General features: G+C 66.3%; 17 protein-coding genes. 7 read left to right on the forward strand and 10 right to left on the reverse strand.

Going from position 1 to position 20,396, the window contains the following annotated elements:
- Nucleotides 1-8: 8 nt before the first annotated feature.
- The 4 genes from uvrB to BIGA_RS02450 all read right to left on the reverse strand — a co-directional run bounded on the left by uvrB (nt 9) and on the right by BIGA_RS02450 (nt 5,479).
- Nucleotides 9-2,123, reverse strand: a complete 2,115-nt coding sequence (uvrB, locus tag BIGA_RS02435) for an excinuclease ABC subunit UvrB (RefSeq protein ID WP_033506199.1) — start codon at nt 2,121-2,123, stop codon at nt 9-11.
- Between the two features lies 1 nt (nt 2,124).
- Entirely contained in the window at nt 2,125-2,823 is a 699-nt protein-coding gene (coaE, locus tag BIGA_RS02440) for a dephospho-CoA kinase (protein WP_237744030.1), read from the reverse strand.
- A gap of 141 nt (nt 2,824-2,964) precedes the next feature.
- A complete protein-coding gene (rpsA, locus tag BIGA_RS02445) occupies nt 2,965-4,443 on the reverse strand; it encodes a 30S ribosomal protein S1 (protein ID WP_033506196.1) in 1,479 nt (492 codons plus the stop codon).
- A 157-nt stretch (nt 4,444-4,600) separates the two neighbouring features.
- Complete coding sequence (locus tag BIGA_RS02450) at nt 4,601-5,479, reverse strand: bifunctional methylenetetrahydrofolate dehydrogenase/methenyltetrahydrofolate cyclohydrolase (protein WP_033506194.1); 879 nt, start codon at nt 5,477-5,479, stop codon at nt 4,601-4,603.
- A gap of 111 nt (nt 5,480-5,590) precedes the next feature.
- Between BIGA_RS02450 and BIGA_RS02455 the strand changes: the two genes are divergently transcribed.
- The 3 genes from BIGA_RS02455 (at nt 5,591) to BIGA_RS02465 (ending at nt 8,464) form a co-directional block, all read left to right on the forward strand.
- On the forward strand, nt 5,591-6,661 hold the full coding sequence (locus BIGA_RS02455; RefSeq protein ID WP_033506192.1) for a metal ABC transporter solute-binding protein, Zn/Mn family: 1,071 nt from the start codon (nt 5,591-5,593) through the stop codon (nt 6,659-6,661).
- Nucleotides 6,662-6,752: 91 nt separating this feature from the next.
- Complete coding sequence (locus BIGA_RS02460; protein ID WP_051917037.1) at nt 6,753-7,628, forward strand: ABC transporter ATP-binding protein; 876 nt, start codon at nt 6,753-6,755, stop codon at nt 7,626-7,628.
- Nucleotides 7,625-8,464 carry a metal ABC transporter permease gene (locus BIGA_RS02465; protein ID WP_033506190.1) on the forward strand — a complete coding sequence of 280 codons (840 nt, stop codon included), beginning with the start codon at nt 7,625-7,627 and terminating at the stop codon, nt 8,462-8,464. Before BIGA_RS02460 ends, BIGA_RS02465 begins: the two co-directional genes overlap by 4 nt.
- A 27-nt stretch (nt 8,465-8,491) precedes the next feature.
- Here the strand turns inward: BIGA_RS02465 and ispF are convergent, their stop codons facing one another.
- On the reverse strand, nt 8,492-8,971 hold the full coding sequence (gene ispF, locus BIGA_RS02470; protein ID WP_033506328.1) for a 2-C-methyl-D-erythritol 2,4-cyclodiphosphate synthase: 480 nt from the start codon (nt 8,969-8,971) through the stop codon (nt 8,492-8,494).
- Nucleotides 8,972-8,982: 11 nt separating this feature from the next.
- The gene (locus tag BIGA_RS02475) at nt 8,983-9,579 is read right to left on the reverse strand and encodes a CarD family transcriptional regulator (RefSeq protein WP_033506188.1); all 597 of its coding nucleotides are present in this window, start codon (nt 9,577-9,579) and stop codon (nt 8,983-8,985) included.
- 125 nt (nt 9,580-9,704) lie between these two features.
- Between BIGA_RS02475 and glgB the strand changes: the two genes are divergently transcribed.
- The 3 genes from glgB to BIGA_RS02490 are packed head-to-tail and all read left to right on the forward strand — an operon-like array spanning nt 9,705 to nt 13,771.
- The gene (gene glgB, locus BIGA_RS02480) at nt 9,705-11,951 is read left to right on the forward strand and encodes a 1,4-alpha-glucan branching protein GlgB (protein ID WP_033506186.1); all 2,247 of its coding nucleotides are present in this window, start codon (nt 9,705-9,707) and stop codon (nt 11,949-11,951) included.
- A 12-nt stretch (nt 11,952-11,963) separates the two neighbouring features.
- Nucleotides 11,964-12,689, forward strand: coding sequence for a response regulator transcription factor (locus BIGA_RS02485; RefSeq protein ID WP_033506184.1), 726 nt, complete (start codon nt 11,964-11,966; stop codon nt 12,687-12,689).
- A 38-nt stretch (nt 12,690-12,727) separates the two neighbouring features.
- Entirely contained in the window at nt 12,728-13,771 is a 1,044-nt protein-coding gene (locus tag BIGA_RS02490; protein ID WP_193345853.1) for a sensor histidine kinase, read from the forward strand.
- On the opposite strand, the gene BIGA_RS02495 is transcribed toward BIGA_RS02490, so the two are convergent.
- Complete coding sequence (locus tag BIGA_RS02495) at nt 13,725-14,453, reverse strand: ComF family protein (RefSeq protein ID WP_033506180.1); 729 nt, start codon at nt 14,451-14,453, stop codon at nt 13,725-13,727. The two genes, BIGA_RS02490 and BIGA_RS02495, sit on opposite strands and share 47 nt — an antisense overlap.
- Nucleotides 14,454-14,509: 56 nt before the next feature.
- The gene (locus BIGA_RS02500; protein ID WP_081929444.1) at nt 14,510-15,274 is read right to left on the reverse strand and encodes an HAD-IIB family hydrolase; all 765 of its coding nucleotides are present in this window, start codon (nt 15,272-15,274) and stop codon (nt 14,510-14,512) included.
- A gap of 112 nt (nt 15,275-15,386) precedes the next feature.
- Here BIGA_RS02500 and BIGA_RS02505 point away from each other — a divergent pair, with 112 nt between their 5' ends.
- Nucleotides 15,387-15,815, forward strand: a complete 429-nt coding sequence (locus BIGA_RS02505) for a metallopeptidase family protein (RefSeq protein WP_033506177.1) — start codon at nt 15,387-15,389, stop codon at nt 15,813-15,815.
- 4 nt (nt 15,816-15,819) lie between these two features.
- Here the strand turns inward: BIGA_RS02505 and BIGA_RS02510 are convergent, their stop codons facing one another.
- On the reverse strand, nt 15,820-17,355 hold the full coding sequence (locus tag BIGA_RS02510; protein ID WP_033506175.1) for a DUF5719 family protein: 1,536 nt from the start codon (nt 17,353-17,355) through the stop codon (nt 15,820-15,822).
- Nucleotides 17,352-20,390 (reverse strand): glycosyltransferase family 2 protein, encoded by a 3,039-nt coding sequence (locus tag BIGA_RS02515; protein WP_033506173.1) that lies wholly within the window; start codon nt 20,388-20,390, stop codon nt 17,352-17,354. Before BIGA_RS02515 ends, BIGA_RS02510 begins: the two co-directional genes overlap by 4 nt.
- Between the last annotated feature and the right edge of the window lie 6 nt (nt 20,391-20,396).

Genomic DNA, 20,396 nt, shown 5'->3' on the forward strand with positions numbered 1-20,396 from the left:
CCGGAACATCAGCGCTTGGCCTCGGTGATCTGCCTCAGTTCCTTCTTCAGGTCACGGATCTCGTCGCGAAGCCGGGCCGCCAGCTCGAACTGGAGCTGTTCGGCCGCCGTATGCATCTGCTCGCTCAACTGGCGGATCAGGTCGGCCAGGTCTTGGGCCGGCAGCCCCGCCTTGAGCAGCTCCTCATGGCGGCGCTGCGCCTCCTGCCGGTCGGCCGCGGGCGGCACGCCCAGATGGCTGTTCCCCGCCTTGCCGGCGTTGCGGTACCCGCCGGCCAGCAGCGTCTGCGTGTCGACGTCCTCCTTGGCCAGCATGTCGTTGACGTCGCTGATCTTCTTGATCAGCGGCTTGGGGTCGATGCCGTGCTCCTTGTTATAGGCGATCTGCCGGTCACGGCGGCGGTTGGTCTCGTCGATGGCCTTGTGCATGGCCTCGGTGATCTCGTCGGCGTACATGATCACCGTGCCGGACACGTTGCGCGCCGCGCGGCCGATCGTCTGAATCAGCGAACGGTACGAGCGCAGGAACCCTTCCTTGTCGGCGTCGAGGATCGCCACCAGCGAGACCTCCGGCAGATCCAGGCCCTCCCGCAGCAGGTTGATGCCGACGATGACGTCGATCTTGCCCTCGCGCAGTTCGCGCAGCAGTTCGACACGCCGCAGCGTGTCGACGTCGGAGTGCAGGTACTCCACCTTGATGCCGCGCTCGAGCAGATAATCGGTCAGGTCCTCGGCCATCTTCTTGGTCAGCGTGGTCACCAGCGTGCGTTCGCCGCGCGCCACGCGATCCTTGATCTCGGCCAGCAGGTCGTCGATCTGCCCCTCCACCGGCCGCACCTCGATCTTGGGATCGACCAGGCCGGTCGGGCGGATGATCTGTTCGACCACGCCGTCGGACAACCCCAGCTCGTAGTCGCCCGGCGTGGCGGACAGGTACACGGTCTGGCCGACGCGGTCCAGGAACTCCGGCCATTTGAGCGGCCTGTTGTCCATGGCGCTGGGCAGACGGAACCCGTGTTCGACCAACGTGCGCTTGCGGCTGGCGTCGCCCTCGTACATCGCGCCGATCTGCGGCACCGTGACATGCGATTCGTCGATGACCAGCAGGAAATCGTCCGGGAAGAAATCCAGCAGGGTGTGCGGCGGGGTGCCCGGGTCACGCCCGTCGAAATGCCGCGAGTAGTTCTCCACGCCCGAGCAGCTGCCGACCTGGGCGAGCATCTCCAGGTCGTAGTTCGTGCGCATCGTCAGGCGCTGCGCCTCCAGCTCCTTGTTCTGCTTGCGCAGCTCGGCCACGCGCTCGTCCAGCTCCTCGCGGATGGTCCTCAACGCGCGCTCCATGCGTTCGGGACCGGCCACATAGTGCGAGGCCGGGAAGATATGCGTCTCGGCCACGTGGTCGATGACGTCGCCGGTCAGCGGATGCAGCGTGGAGATGCGGTCGATCTCGTCGCCGAAGAACTCGATGCGCACGGCCAGCTCCTCGTACACCGGGATGATCTCCACCGTGTCGCCGCGCACGCGGAACGTGCCGCGGGTGAACGCGATGTCGTTGCGCTTGTACTGCATGTCCACGAACTTGCGCAGCAGCTGGTCGCGGTCGATCTGCTGCCCCTCCTTGAGGAACAGCATGCGCCCGGCGTATTCCTCGGGCGTGCCCAGGCCATAGATGCAGGAGACCGTGGCCACCACCACGCAGTCGCGCCGGGTCAGCAGGTTGGCGGTGGCGGCGTGGCGCAGGCGCTCCACGTCGTCGTTGATGTTCGAATCCTTCTCGATGTAGGTGTCGGTCTGGGGGATGTAAGCCTCGGGCTGGTAGTAGTCGTAGTAGGAGACGAAGTAGCTGACCGCGTTGTCCGGCATCAGCTCGCGGAATTCGGCGCACAGCTGCGCGGCCAGCGTCTTGTTCGGCTCGATGATCAGCGTGGGACGCTGCAGACGCTCGATCAGCCAGGCCGTGGTGGCCGTCTTACCAGTGCCGGTAGCGCCCATGAGCACCGCGTCGTTCTCGCCGTTCTCGATGCGCGTGGCCAGTTCCTCGATGGCCTGCGGCTGGTCGCCCGACGGCTTATACGGCGACTTGACGACGAACGGCTTGTCGATACGTTCGATATTGAACCCCATATCAGACCTCCTGTTCCACCGCGCGACGGGACGTGTTCCCGCATTCGGACCGCCACTGTGCCACCAGCATATCAACAGCATCGAACATCTGTTCGAACGGTTGTTCGGAGTCGATGACGGCGTCGGCGATCGCCTCGCGTTGCGCACGGCTCGACTGGTGGCGGATCCGGTCCTCGGCCTGCCGGCGCGTCATGCCGCGGGCCGTCATCATCCGCTCGATGCGCGTGCGCTCGGACGCCTCCACCGTCACGATGTGGTCGAATCGGAACGGCATCGCGCCGATGACCTCCGCCAGCAGCGGCACATCGTGCACCACCAGCGCCGCATCCGGTGCACCGGCATCATCACCCTCCCCCGCCGGCAGGCGCCGTTCGATGCGGGCGGCCTCCTCGTAGATCAGCGGATGCTCGATGGCGTCGAGACGTTCCCTAGCCCCGGGGGCCGCATTCGCGCCGAACACATGCTCGGCCAGCCACGCCCGGTCAAGGGCGCCGTCCCGCCCCAGGGCCCGGACGCCGAACTCCTCGACGATTCGCCTCAGGCCCGCGCTGCCGGGGGCCACCACCACCCGCGCCAGCTCGTCGTAGTCGATCACCGGCACACCCAGCGCACGCATCCTTGCGGCCACCGTGCTCTTGCCCGCCGCTATGCCTCCGGTCAGCCCCACGCGGACCAACCGTTCGTTCATCGTTCTCACCATGTACGCCATTGTGCCACGCCCGCCGCGGATGCGGACGGCAACGGAGCCGCGCACCCATGTGATATGCGGATAGCAGAACGGCCCCCGCCGTGGCGGGGGCCGTTCATCGAGCTATCGGTTCCTCAGCGGATGAAAGCCCGATCAGTTGTTCTTGCCGAGCAGCTGGTCGCGCAGGGCGGCGAGCTGATCGGAGTCGGCCAGGGTGCCGGTGGAGGTGGACTCGGACGAGTAGTTCGAGGTCTCCTCGACACGCTCCTGGCGCGGAGCCTGGCCATCGGCGGCGGCGGATTCGGCCGCGTTCTCGATCTCCTTGGCCACGAACTCCTTGTGCTGCTCCCACAGGTCGTGGGCGGCCGCGTACTGGGACTCCCACTCCTCGCGCTGCTTCTCGAAGCCGGCGATCCACTCGTTGGTCTCCGGATCGAAGCCTTCAGGGTACTTGTAGTTGCCCTGCTCGTCATACTCGGCCGGCATGCCGTACAGCGCCGGATCGAAGTCCTCGGAAGCCGGGTCAACGGAGTCGTTGGCCTGCTTGAGCGACAGGGAGATGCGGCGGCGATCCAGGTCGACGTCGATGACCTTGACGAACACGATCTCGCCCGGCTTGACCACGGTCTCCGGGTTCTCGACGTGGCGGTTGGCCAGCTCGGAGATGTGCACCAGGCCCTCGATGCCGTCCTCGACGGAGATGAACACGCCGAACTGGACGATCTTGGTGACCTTGCCCTTGACGATCTGGCCGGGGACGTGGGTGCGAGCGAAGCGCTGCCACGGATCCTCCTGGGTGGCCTTGAGCGACAGGGAGATGCGCTCGCGGTCCAGATCGACGTCGAGCACCTCGACGGTGACCTTGTCGCCGACCTTGACGACCTCGGACGGGTGGTCGATGTGCTTCCAGGACAGCTCGGAGACGTGGATCAGGCCGTCAACACCGCCCAGATCGACGAACGCGCCGAAGTTGACGATGGAGGACACCACGCCCTCACGGATCTGGCCCTTCTTGAGCTGCGAGAGGAAGGTCTCGCGGACCTCGGACTGGGTCTCCTCGAGGTACTGGCGACGGGACAGGACTACGTTGTTGCGGTTCTTGTCCAGCTCGAGGATCTTGGCCTTGATGGTCTGGCCGATGTACGGGCTCAGGTCACGCACGCGACGCATCTCGACCAGGGAGGCCGGCAGGAAGCCACGCAGGCCGATGTCGACGATAAGGCCGCCCTTGACGGCTTCGATGACGGTGCCCTCGACAACGCCATCGGCTTCCTTGATCTTCTCGACATCGCCCCAGGCACGCTCGTACTGGGCGCGCTTCTTGGACAGGATCAGACGGCCTTCCTTGTCCTCCTTGGTGACGACAAGGGCCTCAACGGTGTCGCCGACCTCGACGACCTCGTCCGGATCGACGTCCTTCTTGATGGAAAGCTCACGGGAGGGGATCACACCCTCGGTCTTGTAGCCGATGTCGAGCAGGACCTCGTCGTGATCGACCTTGACGACGGTACCCTCGACCAGATCACCATCATCGAAGTTCTTGATGGTGGAATCGACTGCCTTGATGAAGTCCTCTTCGGTGCCGATATCGTTGATTGCGACCTTGGTGACTTCAGTGTTGTTCTGTGCCATTAACTGTGGTTTCTGTAACTAGTGGGTGGATAATATCGTTCTTCAGTTATCTGCGGGCGCCTCACGGCACACACGAGTATTCAGAATACCGGCAGCCATGCCCAAAACACGGGTTCCCGCGAAAACGACACGCCCGGAATATTCGGTGGCGTACCGCTCAGCGCGCCGCGCGTTCGGCCATGTCCACGACGTTGGCGAGCAGCATGGCCCGCGTCATCGGCCCCACGCCTCCGGGATTGGGGGTGTAGGCCGAGGCGAGCTCGTAGCAGGCGGGGTCCACGTCACCCTTGATGCGGAAGCGTCCGGCCGTCTCGTCCCAGACGCGGGAGACGCCGACGTCCACGAGCACGGCGCCCGGTTTGACGCAGTCCGGACGGACGAACCCGGCCGAGCCGACAGCCGCGATGATGACGTCGGCCTGACGCATCCGCTCCTCGATGTCCGGCGTGCCGGTGTGGCACAGCGTCACCGTGGCGTTGACGTCGCGCCGGGTCAGCAGCAGCCCGATCGTACGTCCGATGGTGATGCCGCGCCCCAGCACGCACACGTGCTTGCCGTCCAGTCCGATGCCGTAGTGGTCGAGCAGGGTGAGCACCCCGCGGGGCGTGCAGGGCAGCGGGGTCGAGACCGCGCCGTTCACGTGCAGGACCAGTTCGCCGAGATTGTACGGGTGCATGCCGTCGGCATCCTTGGCCGGGTCGATCATGCCGATGATGGCGTTCTCGTCCACGCCGGAGGGCAACGGCAGCTGCACGATGAATCCGGTGCAGGCCGGGTCCTCGTTCAGATCCCTCACGGCGGCGGCGATATGCCCGAAGTCCGCGTCTGCCGGCAGGTCACGGCGAATTGACCGGATGCCGACCTCGGCGCAGTCCGCGTGCTTGCCCGCAACATACTTGAGCGAGCCGGGGTCCTCCCCCACCAGCAGGGTTCCCAGGCCGGGTTCGATCCCCCGCTCCCGCAGCGCCGCCACGCGATCGCGCAGTTCGTCCTTCAGTGCGGCGGCTACCGCCTTGCCGTCGAGTTTGGTGGGCATGTGTACGCTCCTTGATCCGTTGAATCGTTGCTCTGCATCGTAGGCTATCGTGGAGTCAGGGCATAATCGTCGGCCCGGATGACGGGCAGTGCGGCATGGCAAGGAGCACATATGCAGGGCGCAACACACCGGTGGAACAGGATCGCGGCCGTTCTCGCCGCATGCGGACTCATCGCCTCCATGGGAGCCTGCGGGCAGAACAAGCAATCCGCCGAACCCGTGGAGCCCCCCGCCGAACCGGCGGGTCCGATCACCGTGGTCGCCTCGGTCAACCAATGGGGTTCCCTGGCGGCGCAGATCGGCGGGGACGACGTCGCCGTGACCTCCATCGTGGACACCACCGCGGTGGACGCGCACGACTTCGAGCCGCAACCCGCCGACATGGCCGCCCTGCAGGATGCGCAGGTTGTGGTCAGCAACGGCGCCGGATACGACGCCTGGGCCACGAAGAGCATGGGGCCGCAGACGGCGAGCGTGTCCGCCGCGGAGACCGTCGGCGCCTCGGAGGGCGACAACCCGCACCTCTGGTTCTCCAAGGACGCGCGCAACGGCATGGCCACCGAGCTTGCCGATGCCTTCTCCCGGATCCTGCCGGACAAGAAGGACGACTTCCAAAAGCGCCTGGACCAGTGGCAGGAGCGGGAGCAGCAGCTGGAGGACTCGATGGACGCGTTCCGTCAGGCGCACCCGGACGCCACCTACGCGGCCACGGAATCGGTGGCCTACTATCTGCTCAGCGATCTGGGCTTCGAGGATCTGACACCCGAGGGGTACGCGCAGGCTTCGGCCAACGAATCCGAACCCGCCCCCGCCGATCTGCAGCAGTTCCAAGAGCTGATCGAATCGCAGGGGGTCGATCTGCTGGTCAACAATGTGCAGCAGGGCGGTGACGCCGCCAATATGATCACCGGCACCGCCGGGCGCGCCAACATTCCGGTGTTCGATGTCAGCGAGCAGATGCCCGAGGAATTCGACGATCCGACGGATTGGATCGCCTCGCTGGTGGAGACGATCAGCGGGCTGCTGCCCGCCGACGCCCCGTCCGATGCCGATGACGCCGATGAAGCCGATAGCACCGCCGACGATGCCGCCGGGGAGGGAACCGGTTCCGCCGACGGCCAGGATACCGCCGGCGATACGTCCGCGCCCTCGAACGAGGGACAGCAGGATCCCGGCCGCTGACCGTCTGCCGATCGACACTAATGAGAATTATTGTCAATCTCGTTTGACATACTGATGCCGTCATCCATCCCCATTCCCAGGAGCGGTCAGTATGCGCCAGCATCATACGCAATCCCAGCCGGACGAGCCTTGCGTGGTCTTCCGCGACGTGGCGGTGCGCCGAGGAGGGCATATTATCTGGCGGGACGGCAACTTCTCCATCCCGATGGGATCGGTCACCGCCATCGTCGGCACCAACGGCACCGGCAAAACCACCATGATGCAGGCCGAACTGGGCCTGCTGCCGCTGGAGAATGGCAGCATCCGCGTCCTGGGGCGGCCGGCCGGGGACGCCAACCACCTCATCGGCTACGTGCCGCAGAGCTACACCTCGGACATCGAATCAAACCTGACCGCGGAGCAGTCGGTGCTGCTGGGGCTGACCGGCACCCGCTTCGGCATCCACCGCGTCTCCCGTGAGGAGAAGGCCAAGGCATGCAAGGCCTTGGACTTCGTAGGCATCGCCGATCGGGCCGCGTACCGCCTCTCCGAACTGTCCGGCGGCCAACGGCAACGCGTGGCCATCGCACAGGCGCTGGTCGGCGACCCGCAGCTGCTCATGCTCGACGAACCGCTGGCCAACCTGGATCTGGCCAGCCAGCGCTCAGTGGTGGATGTGCTGGCCAAGCTCAACCGAGAACTGGGCATGACGATCCAGGTGGTGGCCCACGACCTGAATATGCTGCTGCCGGTGTTGACCGGGGCGGTCTACCTGCTGGACGGACACCCCCACTACGCGGCGCTGGACGAGGTGCTCGACTCCAACCTGCTCACCCACCTGTACGGCACCAGCGTGCGCGTCGTCACCACCCCCCAGGGCGATATGTTCGTCACCCCCGGTCTCCGGACGGACGACGAGACGCCCCAGGACACCCACGACCCCATCGAGCTGGCGGCGCTGCACCGCCATGAGGGAGGATCCCGTTGAACGGCATTCAATTCGCATTCGACCCGAACTGGCTCGACACCCTGTCCGCCCCGTTCATGACCAACGCCTTCCTGGCGGGTCTGGCCATATCCCTGGCCGCCGGGGTGATGGGCTACTTCACCATCGCACGGCACTCCACCTTCGCCGCGCACGCCCTGGCCCATATCGGGCTGCCCGGGGCCACCGGGGCGGTGCTGCTCGGCCTGCCGGTCTCGTTGGGACTGGGCGTGTTCGCGTTGGGCGGCGCACTGGTCATCGGAGCGCTCGGCAAACGCGCCTCGCAGCGGGAGATCGCCACCGGCACCGTGCTGGCCTTCGCCACCGGTCTAGGCCTGTTCTTCGCCAGGTTGTCCAGCTCCGCCTCCCAGCAGATGCAATCGATCCTGTTCGGTTCGATCCTGACCATCACCACCGGGCAGATCATCGGATTCCTGGTGTTCGACGCCGTCCTGCTGGCGGTGCTGGCCGTCATCTACCGCCCGCTCCTGTTCAGCTCGCTGGACGAACAGGTGGCGCAGGCCAAGGGCGTGCCGATCGGCGTGATGAACATCGCGTTCATGGCCATCATGGCCGGCGTCATCACCATAGCCGTGCCCGCGGTCGGCACCCTGCTGATCTTCGCGCTGGTCATCACCCCGGCGGCCGCGGCCAACATCATCGCGCGCTCGCCGTTCCGGGCCATGGTCATGGCCACGGCGCTGTGCCTGACGGCCATCTGGGGCGGTCTGGTGTTGTCCGCCATGTTCCCGGCGCCGCCGAGCTTCATCATCGTGGCGTTGTCCACGGCGTTCTGGGCCGTGTCACGAGGTGTGGCGGCACTGCGCAAACGTCATTGATTCGGCCCCAAACCGGGGCCGTGCAGGTCATCGTCCGGTTTCCGCCACCAGTGCGTTGGCTATCGCGGCCACGCCCTGGCCGGCGCCGGTGAACCCCATGCCATCGGTGGTGGTGGCCGTCACCGATACCGGGCACCCCACCGCCGCGGACAAGGCCTGTTCGGCCTGCACGCGTCTGGAACCGATCTTAGGACGGTTGCCGATGATCACCACGCTGGCCGACACCGGTGCAAACCCGTGTTCCGCCAATACCGATGCGGTATGGCGCAACATGGCCCCACCATGCTGCCCGGCACCGGCGGAATCGGATCCCACACCGAACAGGGTGCCGATGTCGCCCAGCCCCGCGGCGGACAGCAGCGCATCGATCAGCGCGTGCGCGGCGACATCGCCATCCGAATCGCCCTCGATGCCGGTACCATCCCACGGCAGACAAGCCAGCCACAGCGGCCGGTCGGCATCGGGAGCGGCGAACCGGTGGGCATCGAACCCCTGGCCGATGCGCATGGCGGCGCCGATCACTTCTTCTTCGACTTCTTGCCCTCGGCCTCCAGACGGGCCAGCGTATCCTGCGCCGCCTCCTCGGGAGCCTCGGTATGGTGGGCCTCGTCGCCGGGCTGCGGCTGCTCGTAGCCCAGGTTGACGTCGAGCAGACGCTGGGCCTCCGATTCCTCGATCTTCTCCGACAGCGCGATCTCCGAGGTCAGGATGCTGCGGGCGCGGGTCAGCATGCGCTTCTCCCCCGCGGACAGCCCGTGCTCGTCCACGTCACGCTGGGCCAGGTCACGCACCACCTCGGCGATCTTGTTCACGTCACCGGTGGCGATCTTCTCCACGTTCAGCTTGTAGCGGCGCGACCAGTTCATCTCCTTCTCGATAATCGGCGTGCGCAGGATCTCGAACACCTTGGAGACCTCGTTCGCGTCGACGATGTCACGCACCCCCACCTTCTTGACATTGTCGACCGGCACGTTGATGACCAGACCATCCGACGACAGCACCGACAGCTGTAGGTACTCGCGGGAGACGCCCCGCACCGTCCGTTCGGTGATGGCCTCCACCTTCGCGGCGCCGTGACGCGGATAGACGACCATATCGCCGACCTTGTAACCCATGAATCCTCCGTGAATAGGTACGCAAAACTCGAATAATTATGCCGTATGGCGTGGACTCACCCATTTTCCCGATTTTTTTCGACATCTGTCGCCACAATGGACCATTCCATGCGTACACTTTTGCTATGACCAATAACATCAATGAAGATATTGTCGCTGTACCTGTCAATCAGGGAGTGCTCGATTCGGTGAGCAACGCCGAATTCTACAACCCCCACGAAGTGCTCGGTGGCCACTTGGGCATCGGCGAGCATGAGGACTGCGTCACCGTGCGCGTCCTGCGCCCGCTGGCCAAAACCGTCACCATCGTCACCCAGGACGGCGAATACGAGGCATCCCACGAATACAACGGCGTGTTCATGGCCGTCATCCCGGCCGTGGCGACCGAAACGGGGCATGCCGTTCCCGACTACCGCGTGCGCACCTCCTACGAGGACGGCCCGACGATCGTGGAGGACGATCCGTACCGGTATCTGCCCACGCTCGGGGAGATGGACACCTACCTGTTCGGCGAGGGGCGCCATGAGCACCTGTGGGAGGCCCTGGGCGCCCATGTCCAGCGTTTCGACGACCCGATGGGCGGCGCGGACGGCACCCCCGGCGAGCAGCTGGTCGGCACCTCGTTCTCCGTCTGGGCGCCGAACGCCCATGCCGTGCGCGTGGTCGGCAACTTCAACAGCTGGGACGGCCGACGTCACGCCATGCGCGAACTGGGCTCCTCCGGCGTGTGGGAGCTGTTCATCCCGGGCGTGCAGGCCGGGGAGATCTACAAGTACCAGATCCTCAACGCCAGCGGCGAATGGGTGATGAAGGCCGATCCGATGGAGCGCTCGCACGAGGTGCCGCCGCGCACCGGCTCGATCGTCGTCGAATCGACGCACGAGTGGGATGACGACGTCTGGATGGAGCACCGCCGCGCCACCAACCCGCACGACGGCCCGGTCAGCATCTACGAGGTGCATGCCGGCAGCTGGCGTCAGGGGCTGGATTACCGCGGTCTGGCCGACGAGCTGGTCGAGTACGTGTCCAAGGAGGGCTTCACCCACGTGGAGTTCATGCCGTTGGCCGAACACCCGTTCGCCGGATCGTGGGGATACCAGGTCACCGGCTACTACGCGGTGGATTCGCGCCAGGGCGGCCCGGACGACTTCAAGTACCTGGTCGACAAGCTGCATCAGGCCGGCATCGGCGTGATCATGGACTGGGTCCCCGCCCACTTCCCGAAGGACGGCTTCGCGCTGGGCCGCTTCGACGGTACGCCGCTGTATGAGGATCCCGATCCGATGCGCGGCGAGCACCCGGATTGGGGCACCTACGTGTTCAACTTCGGACGCCGCGAGGTGCGCAACTTCCTGGTGGCCAACGCCTGCTTCTGGCTGGACGAGTACCATGTCGACGCGCTGCGCGTGGACGCCGTCTCCTCGATGCTGTACCTGGATTACAGCCGCGAGCCCGGGCAGTGGCGTCCGAACATCTACGGCGGCCGCGAGAACCTGGAGGCCATCGACTTCCTCAAGGAGGCCTGCGCCACCGCGTACAAGAACAACCCCGGCATCATGATGATCGCCGAGGAGTCCACGGCGTATCCGGGCATCACCGCCCCGACCGACGCCGGGGGCCTCGGATTCGGCCTGAAGTGGAACATGGGCTGGATGCATGACACGCTGCAGTACCTGCACGAATCCCCGATCAACCGCAAGTGGCACCACGGCGAGATCACGTTCTCGATGGTCTACGCCTATTCGGAGCACTACGTGCTGCCAATCAGCCATGACGAGGTGGTCTACGGCAAGGGCTCCCTATTCGGCAAGATGCCGGGCGACGACTGGCAGCGCTACGCCGGCGTGCGCGCGCTGTTCGCCTACCAGTGGGCCCACCCGGGCAAGAACCTGACGTTCATGGGCAACGAGCTCGCCCAGTACGGCGAATGGAACCACAACGCCTCGGTGGACTGGGATTGCCTGAACTGGGAGGAGCACCGCGGCGTGCAGCGCCTGGTCGCCGATCTCAACGCCCTGTACAAGGCCTCCCCCGCCCTGTGGAGCCAGGACTTCGACCCGGCGGGCTTCCAGTGGCTGACCAGCGACGACGCCGACCACAACACGCTGAGTTTCATGCGTGTCGGCAAGGACGGCGAGCAGATGGTGGTCGTGGTCAACTTCTCCGGCAACGCCTGGCAGGATTACCAGGTGCCGCTGCCCAAGGGCGGCCGCTGGCGCGAGGCGCTGACCACCGACGACGCCAAGTACGGCGGCTCGGACATCCACAATGGCACCTTTGAGGCAGTCGCCGGGGAGTACCATTCGCGCGACTGGTCCGCCAAGCTCACGATTCCGGCGCTGGGCGCTGTATTCTTGGTACCGGAGGACTGAAAGGCGGATTCCATGATCAACACGGCACTACGGCAGGCAACACTACGCACGGTTCTGGTGGTGGAGGACGAACCGACGCTGGCGACGGCGATTGCGCAACGCATCACGGCCGAAGGCTGGACGGCGCGCGTGGCGTCCGACGGGGCCAGTGCGGTGCAGGCCGCGGCCCAGCTCAAGCCGGATCTGGTGATCATGGACATCATGCTGCCCGTTATGGACGGCCTGGAGGCGACCAAGCGAATCGTCGCCGCCAGGCCCGTCCCCGTGCTGATCCTGACCGCCCGTGACGACGAGGCCGACAAGGTCACGGGGCTCGGCGCGGGCGCCGACGACTATATGACCAAACCGTTCTCGATGCGCGAACTCATCGCCCGCTGCAAGGCGCTGCTGCGCCGCGTCGAACGAGCCAAGGCCATCGCCAAGAACTCCGAGAACGAGAAGGTGCTGGATTTCGGTTCGCTGGTCATCGACCCCGCACAGCGCATCGTCACGATGAACGGCGAGCCCGTTCACCTGACCCCCACGGAGTTCGATCTGCTCGCCACGCTGGCACGCAAGCCCAAGTCCGTGCTCACCCGGGAGAAGCTGCTCGAGGAGGTATGGGACTGGGTCGACGCCTCGGGCACGCGAACCGTGGACTCGCATGTCAAGGCGCTCCGTCATAAGCTCGGCTCCCAGACCATCCGCACCGTGCACGGTGTGGGGTATGCCTTCGAGCCGCCGGAGCAGCACGAGTGACCGTCAAACGCACTCCGTCCAGACGTTTCAGGGCCGTTCTGCATACGGAACGGCCCATTGGTGTATTGTCCTCGCTGAAGACGGAGCTGGCGGTCATCATCACCATCTCCACCGCCATAGCCTTCGTCATGGCCTGGTTCCTGCTGAAATTCGGCTGGAGCGGATGGATAGCCATGCCGTTGACGCTGATCGTGTCGCTCGGCATCACCTACTTCTTCTCCCGCGGACTGACCTCGCCGTTGCGTCAGATGCGCGATGCGGCGAAGGCCATGGCCGACGGCGACTACACCGTTCGCGTGCACACCGGCACCGACAGCAACGACGAGGTGGGCCAGCTGGCGCGCTCGTTCAACGAGATGGCCGAGGAACTGGAACATGCCGACCAGATGCGGCGGGATATGGTGGCCAACGTCAGCCATGAGCTGCGCACGCCCGTCTCCGCCCTGCAGGCCATGGTGGAGAACATGGCCGACGGCATCGTGGAGCCGACACCGGCGAATCTGGAGAGCATCCTCAACCAGACCCATCGCCTCTCCGATCTGATCGCCTTCCTGCTCGACCTGTCCAGGATGGAGGCGGGGGCCGCCAGCCTGCAGATCGAATGGTTCGACTTCCGCGAATTCATCGACGACACGGTCGAGCCGTTGGAGATCGCCGACGGCGGGCACGGCCACACCATCCGGGTCCTCATTCCTGAGGATATCCGCATGGAAGGCGACCAGGACCGGCTGCGCCAGCTGTTCACGAACATCATCGCCAACGCGCTCAAGCATTCGGAGGACGGCACCGAGGTGCTCATCGAGGCGCACGAGGACGAGGATGAGGGCATGATCGTCACCAACGTGGTGAATTACGGCTCGCAGATCCCCCGGGAGGCGCGATCGGATATCTTCCGGCGCTTCGTCAAGGGCAAAACCGGTCCGGGCACGGAATCGGGCGGCACGGGGCTAGGGCTGTCCATCGCACGATGGGCGGCGCAGCTGCACGGCGGCACCGTCGCCGTGGTAGACGATTCCCGCGGCGCCGATTTCGAGATCAGGCTGCCGAAGTATCATCTCGCGCAGCCGAATCCCGAACCGTAGCGGCATCCGGTTGCGGCGTATAGGCCACGGACAGGCAGGTGACGACCTGTGCGCCGGAGGATCGGAGCGCGTCGACGCACTGCCGCATCGTGGCCCCGGTCGTCACGATATCATCCACGACGATGACATGCGCGTGCCGGCACAGTTCCGGCCGCCGCACGGCGATGCGCCCGCTGACGCGCCGGCTGCGCTGACCTCCGCCCATCTGCACGGACCGTCCGCGGACATGGTCCATCGTGAGCAGGGGAACCACACGCGCATCAATCCCCATATCCCGACACGCCCGCGCCACGGCGGCCGCCAGCACGGCGGTATGCCGCCGTCCCCGCCGGTGCACCGACGCCGATGAGGACGGCGCCGGAACCACCAGGACAGTATGCATCCCGCTCACCGTCGCCTGCAGGCACCGGGCGGCCAGCACGGCCATCGCCTCGGACAACGGCCCGTCGCACTCCTCGTCGCGATGGTCCTTCCACCCCAGGATCACCTGGCGCACCGCGCCCCCATACCATGCGCACGCGTATCCCCGACCTATGGATGTGCCCGGCATATCGAACACCACCGTCCTGTCCAGCAGTTCCCGGCACTCGCCGCAGACCACGGCGTCGGGCGCATCGCACCCCGCGCAGCCGCGTGGCAGCACCACATCGCGAATCACGCCCAACCATGCCGAAATCCCCATGCATCTCATCACAGCACCACGGCGGTGCAGCGGCAACCGACGGCGTGTCCCCTCCCCTACGACAGGCGGGCGATCAGCTCGTCGCACAGCCGCGCGGTATCCTCCGGGCCGGTGACGCGGACGGCCAGGCTCCCCGCCTCGGCCGCCGGATAATCGTTGCCGTCCGGCGACATCCGGTCGCCGACGAACATGATCCTGTCCACCGGCAGGTCAAGCGACGCCGCCAGCTCGCGGATGGCGAACGCCTTGTCATAGCCGTGCAACGAGATATCGACGCTGGTGGTGCCGCCCGCGCGGACCTGCAGTTCGGGCAGATCGGCGGCAACGGCGCGCACGAGTGCGTCACGCTTAGTACCATCCGGATCCCACCGTTCGCGGATCTCGACCGGCGCCTGCTGCCCCAATGCCGAGAACGTGATCTGGCTGCCGCGGTCCTCGATGCGCGGCCCCCACGTGTCCTCCAGCCACAGCCCCAGTTCCTTGGCATGGTCGGTCAGCGACGCCACGGCGGCATCGCGCAGGTCGACGCCCAGATCATGCGCGTACACGCACCGCCAGTCATCACCGTCCCAGCGGTAGTATCGGGTTCCGCTGGTCGGCATCAGATGCAGATGAGAGCGATCGGCGTGGTCGTCCAGCACGTCGAGAATCTGGCTGATGACCAGCCCGTACCGGCCGCCGGTGATCACCGCCACCGGCAGCAGCGTGGTGAGCGTGGAGAACCGTTCCGCCATCCAGGGCAGCATCGGTTTGCGGGAGCGGGCGAGCGTGTTGTCCAGATCGAACGCGACGGCGCGGATCCGCGCGCAGACGGCGTCCATATCCAGCTGGGTCCACGAGGGTACGTCAATAGGGGCCACGTCGCTTCCTTTCTTACCACGTCATAGTCAGTATGGTAGCGCAATGGCCGTGTCTTGGCATAAGGTGGGAACCATGTTCCAACCTCCATGGGAAGCGAAGGTCTATCGCAACAGGCACGGCCGCGGCATCAGGACGCCGATGTTCGGCGCACGCCTGCCCCGGTACCGCACCCGCGGCGGTATGTTCGACGACATGGTCGCCGCGCAGATCCGACGGTTGAACGACGCTTGGCCGGAGCTGATCCGGCCGTTGCAGTTCGCCGTGGAGGATGTGCCGCCCTCCGACCCCGCCCCATGGGAGCCACGGCGCAGCAATTCCTCGCAGTGCTTCGCCGCCTCGCACGGCATCCCCGCCCGCGTGGTGCTGTACCGCATGCCGATACAATCCCGGTCCCGGACCAAGCTCGACATGCAGCTGATCATTCGGGACGAACTGGTCGGACGTATCGGCGAACTCTACGGACGGCGTCCCGAGGAGATCGATCCGGACTGGGGTCTGTGACGCCTCAGCGAATCACCGCACGATCGGATTGGGACAGAACCGTCTCCTGGACCGGCGTCAACGCCGTGGTCTGCAGGTTAGCCAATCCCGCCAACCCGGACTCGTCCACATCGGGCTGGGACAATCGCACGCCCCACACCACGGATTCCGAAGGATCATCCACCATGATCACGGCCGCGTCCTCGCCGAGGTCCGTCACCGCCAGGTCGACGGCGGCGCCGTCTTCAAGATCGATCTGGTGCTCCCCCACATGACGGCCGTCGGCGTCATAGGCGTGCATCGTCACCGAGGTGCGTTCCCCGGAGACATTGGCCATCGTCAGCTCGCCACGGGTATCGGACGGCACGGCAACGGCCGAGGCCGCCGCGGCGGTTCCGGGGAGCGCCACGGTGAAGTCGGATTGTCCGTCGTCGCCGCCCCGTTCGGCAAGGGCCATGGCATTGACCGCCGCGTCGGATTCGATGACGACGCCCAGCGTATGCTCGGGAGCCTCGCCCAGGTCGAACATCGTCACGCGACCGGCGTCCAGTTGCCCCTCATCGGCCGCCGTCGTCCCCTGCGCCGTCAGCCATGACACGGTGACCGAGGCGGTTTCCTCCGCACGCACCGTCACCCGCACGGCATCCCCCTCGCGCACCGAGGGGATGACGGCATCGGACGACGACTGCGAGACGGGCGGGATATAGTCGATGCCCTGGGGGTTCAGCCCATCCATCCGCGTCATCCGCACCACCGCGGCCACCGGCGTCTCGTCGCTGTCGAGCGTGACGAACAGGCCGTCCTGTCCGGAGGCGGCCGCTGCCAGATCGACCGAGGATTCGCCATGGGCGTCGACGGTCAGCGTATTGCCCGTGGTCAACGATATCGCCTCGCCATCCGAGCTGCCCCATACCCGCATGGTGACGGCCGTGGCACGATCCGACGGGTTGGACACCACCAGCTCCTGTGTGGTGCCGGTGGCGGTCGCCGGCAGCATGAACGACTGGCTGAGCGATGGCACCACGCAGGTCGCCGCCGCCACACCACGCAGGTCGCCGTCGGTGGCCCAGGACGCGACGCTGCCCGCCGCGCCGGTTCCGTCCTCGGAGGCCGTCAGACGGGTGTCGAACAGGGTCGGGCTGTCGTCCACGGCACCGGAGAGGACGGCTATGGCGTCCGCGTCATCGCCGTCGGACAGGCGTTCGGCCTCGGCGTCGGCGTTCGCCATCGGCGTCACCGAGGACATGTAGACGGATCCGAGCGCGGCATATCGGGCCGACGACGTGATATTGCCCGACGATGCCTGGAACTCGCTGTCTCCGTACGAATCCGAGTCCATCAGCGCCATGCGCCCGGGGCAGTACTGTTCGATCCGTTCCGTGCTGACGTCATAGGCGCCCGCGGCCGAGCCGCCGGCGTCATCGACCAGTCCCGTCCACGGCCGATAGCATACGAATACCGTCATCAGCGCTATCAGCACCACCGCGGACACCACGGAAACCGACACCTTGCCCGCCAATCCCGCTGCGGACGAACGGGCATGTCGACGAGAATCGGTCATGATTCCTCCCAATCATATCGATGCGACCGCGGCCACGCCACCACGCAGTACAGCACGATGACCACGCCCATACACCACAGCCAAGCCCTACGCCAGACGCTGGACTGAATCTCACGCTGATGCGCGGTGTCGATGCCTTGGTGCAGCGGATCGATCAGCGTGAATCGGAAGTACGTGCCGTCGGCGTTGCTCACCACGGATTGCACACCGTCCGAGGCGGTGATATTAGCGGACAACTGATCACCTGCCTCTTCGCTGTCCGCACTGCCGGTGGATACATAGATGCCCCCGAATCCCAGCGAGGCGATATCGGCGATCGCCTGGGCGTCGGCGTTCGCCATCAGGCGCGCCGCCGCGGACGCCAACAACTCGTCGGCCTCGTCGCGGATGCCGGAGACCTGCTGGGCGCGCTGCCCGACGGAATTGTCGATCACATCCCCCAGTCCCGTACGCATCACGGCGTATTCCACATGGTTGTTCGACCGTGCGGCAACGGCAAGGATGCGGTGCGCCGGATTCTGTTCCAGATAGTCCACGGCCACCATCGGCAGTCCGCCGCCGGAGGAGGACAGTTCCGCATCATGCCGCGTCAGACCATACCCCGACCATACGCAGACCCCCGCGGCCAAGACCACGGCCAGCAGCGCCCGCCCAGCTACGGTCAGACGCATACGGGCCCGCCGGTCCCCCCGGCCGGACAGCGGGTCGAACCGTTTCACGGCCATGCCCGCCACCATGCAGGCGCATGACATCAGTCCCAGCAGGCACATGACGACTCCGGGCAACGCCGTTCCGGCGGCCGCGCCGTCATCGCCCGCCCCGGTGGCCACCCGCACGGACAGCAGCGCCGCCGCGGCGCCGGCGATCACGACCACCCACATCATGCGCGAGGCGCGCAGCACGAACGGCAGCGCCAACGACACGACGGCCAGCACCGCCACAACGGCGCACACGCCGAACACCGCCACCTGCAGCCACAGCTGGTCGCCGGACACGGTCAGCCCGAACGCGCGCATCAGCACGCCGGTCAGGGACAACGCCGCCGGCTCCCCGCCGGCCGCCGCATCCGGTACGGTGGCGTCGCCGAACAGCTGACGCCATGCCCCGTCGCCGAAGCGACGGACCACGTTGACCAACGTCGGGGCCAGCACCAGAGCGGCGGGCAACGGGATCAGCAGCAAGGTGGCACGGTGCCGACGCACGAAGACGAAGAACACCAGGAACGCCACCACCAGCGACAGCAGCAGCTGCGGTTCGGCCGCCACCACGGGGATGAAGCACAGCGCCGACGCCGCGGCGGCCTGCACCGACTTGTGCGGCCTGACCGGGTCCTCGGTCCGGTACATGCCCACGGCACGGAACGCGAAGGCGAACGCCGCAGGCAGGAACACCATCACCGTCAGCATCGGCAGATTGGCCGAATCGTACAATCCCAGTCCCAGGGACAGAGCGAACCACAGCAGCGACGCCGTGACGCGCACGGCATCCGAACGGGTGAACACGCCGGCCAGGGCCCAGAACGACAGCACGCTCAACGGCGCCGCGGCGAACAGCAGCAGCGCCGTGGCCGCAGCCACATGGCCCAGCGTGCACACCGAGGCCACCATCAGCACCAGCAGCCACGGCGTGGGCGGCGCGGGTACGCCCGTGCCGGTGCCGAACGCCCATGAGGAGGTCGCGGCCTCCACCAGCTGCGAGAACGTGGCATCCGTGGGAACCCACGCATCCGAGACGACGGCCGCCCCGCCGAACACCGCACGGAGCACCGTCCAATGCGTGCCGGCCACAACGGCGAACGCCGCGATCGCGGCCAGGAGCACCGCGGTCCACCGGCATACCGAACGACGCAGCAGATGCTCGCGGGCCAACGGATTGAGCACCACGGTGTCGCGCTGGTCGGAGAACGCCTGGCTGCGGTCGTGCCACTGCCCGATCTGCTGGCGGGTCGCCGACAACACCGACAGGCGCGCCAACGGCACCGTGCCCTGACGCACCACCCGTTTCCTGGCCCGCACGGCCGCCGGCAGCGTGCCCAGCGCGCGCCATGGCAGCGCCAGCTCGCACAACGCCGCATACGGCTGCTTGCGTGACAGCCTCACTACCGCCATCACCACGGAACGCAGCAGTCGCCATATCCATAGGAACGGCCACCACACCGTACGGATATCCGTGTAGTAATACCGCTGCTGCGCCTCCAGCACCCCCATGGCGGTGTCATAGGCGTCCTCCTGGGCCACCGGTTCGCCCTCATGGGTGCGGATGCCCTCGAACCTGGCCCTCCGGTGCGCCACCTCGGCGGTGGGCACCACCACCACGCGGCCGCCGCCCAGGCAGATGCGCCGGCACAGGTCGTCGGCCTCGGTGAAGCTGCCGAACCACGGATCCGTTCCCCCGGTGGTCTGCAACGTGGACAGCGGCATCAACGCGCCGGCCAAGGACACGGCGAATACATCCTGCCGGCCGTCATACTGCTCCTGGTCCGGCTCGCCGTCCACCACCAGGGATTCCAGATGATGCCTGCCGGCATACGATCCCACGTTATGCAGGTTCTCCCCGCTCCAGTCCAGCTGTTTGGCACCGAGCAGCGATGCGGTGGGCGTATTGCGCCGCGCCTCCAGCAACGCCTCCAGACAGGCATCGGCCGGCTTCGAATCGTCATGCAGCGTCCACAGCGCGGACACGGCGCGTTCCAGCCGTGCGTATTTCAGCCCACGCATCACCGCGTCGAAGAACGAACGTGCGCCTGCGGCGCGGACGATCTGTACGCTCAGCGCCTGGTCGGGTTCCCCGTCCCGCAGCGGCACTTCGGAATGGACCGGCTGCCCCGTCAGCCCGGTGCAGTCCGCCACGATCACGGTTCCCGGCAGCACGGTCTGGTTCAGCACGGCGTGCATGGTGTCGCCAAGGAACCGGAGATCCCCCTCGACCGTGATCACGGCGGCCACCGTATGGTCCACGGCCCGCTTGTGCAAGGGCATGGCCGCCGCCTGCTCGGCGATAATCCGCTGAATGTCGCTGTTGCCTGTGGAATTCATAACTCC

It is taken from the genome of Bifidobacterium pullorum subsp. gallinarum, assembly GCF_000741215.1.
GTDB classification, from domain to species: Bacteria; Actinomycetota; Actinomycetes; order Actinomycetales; family Bifidobacteriaceae; genus Bifidobacterium; species Bifidobacterium pullorum_B.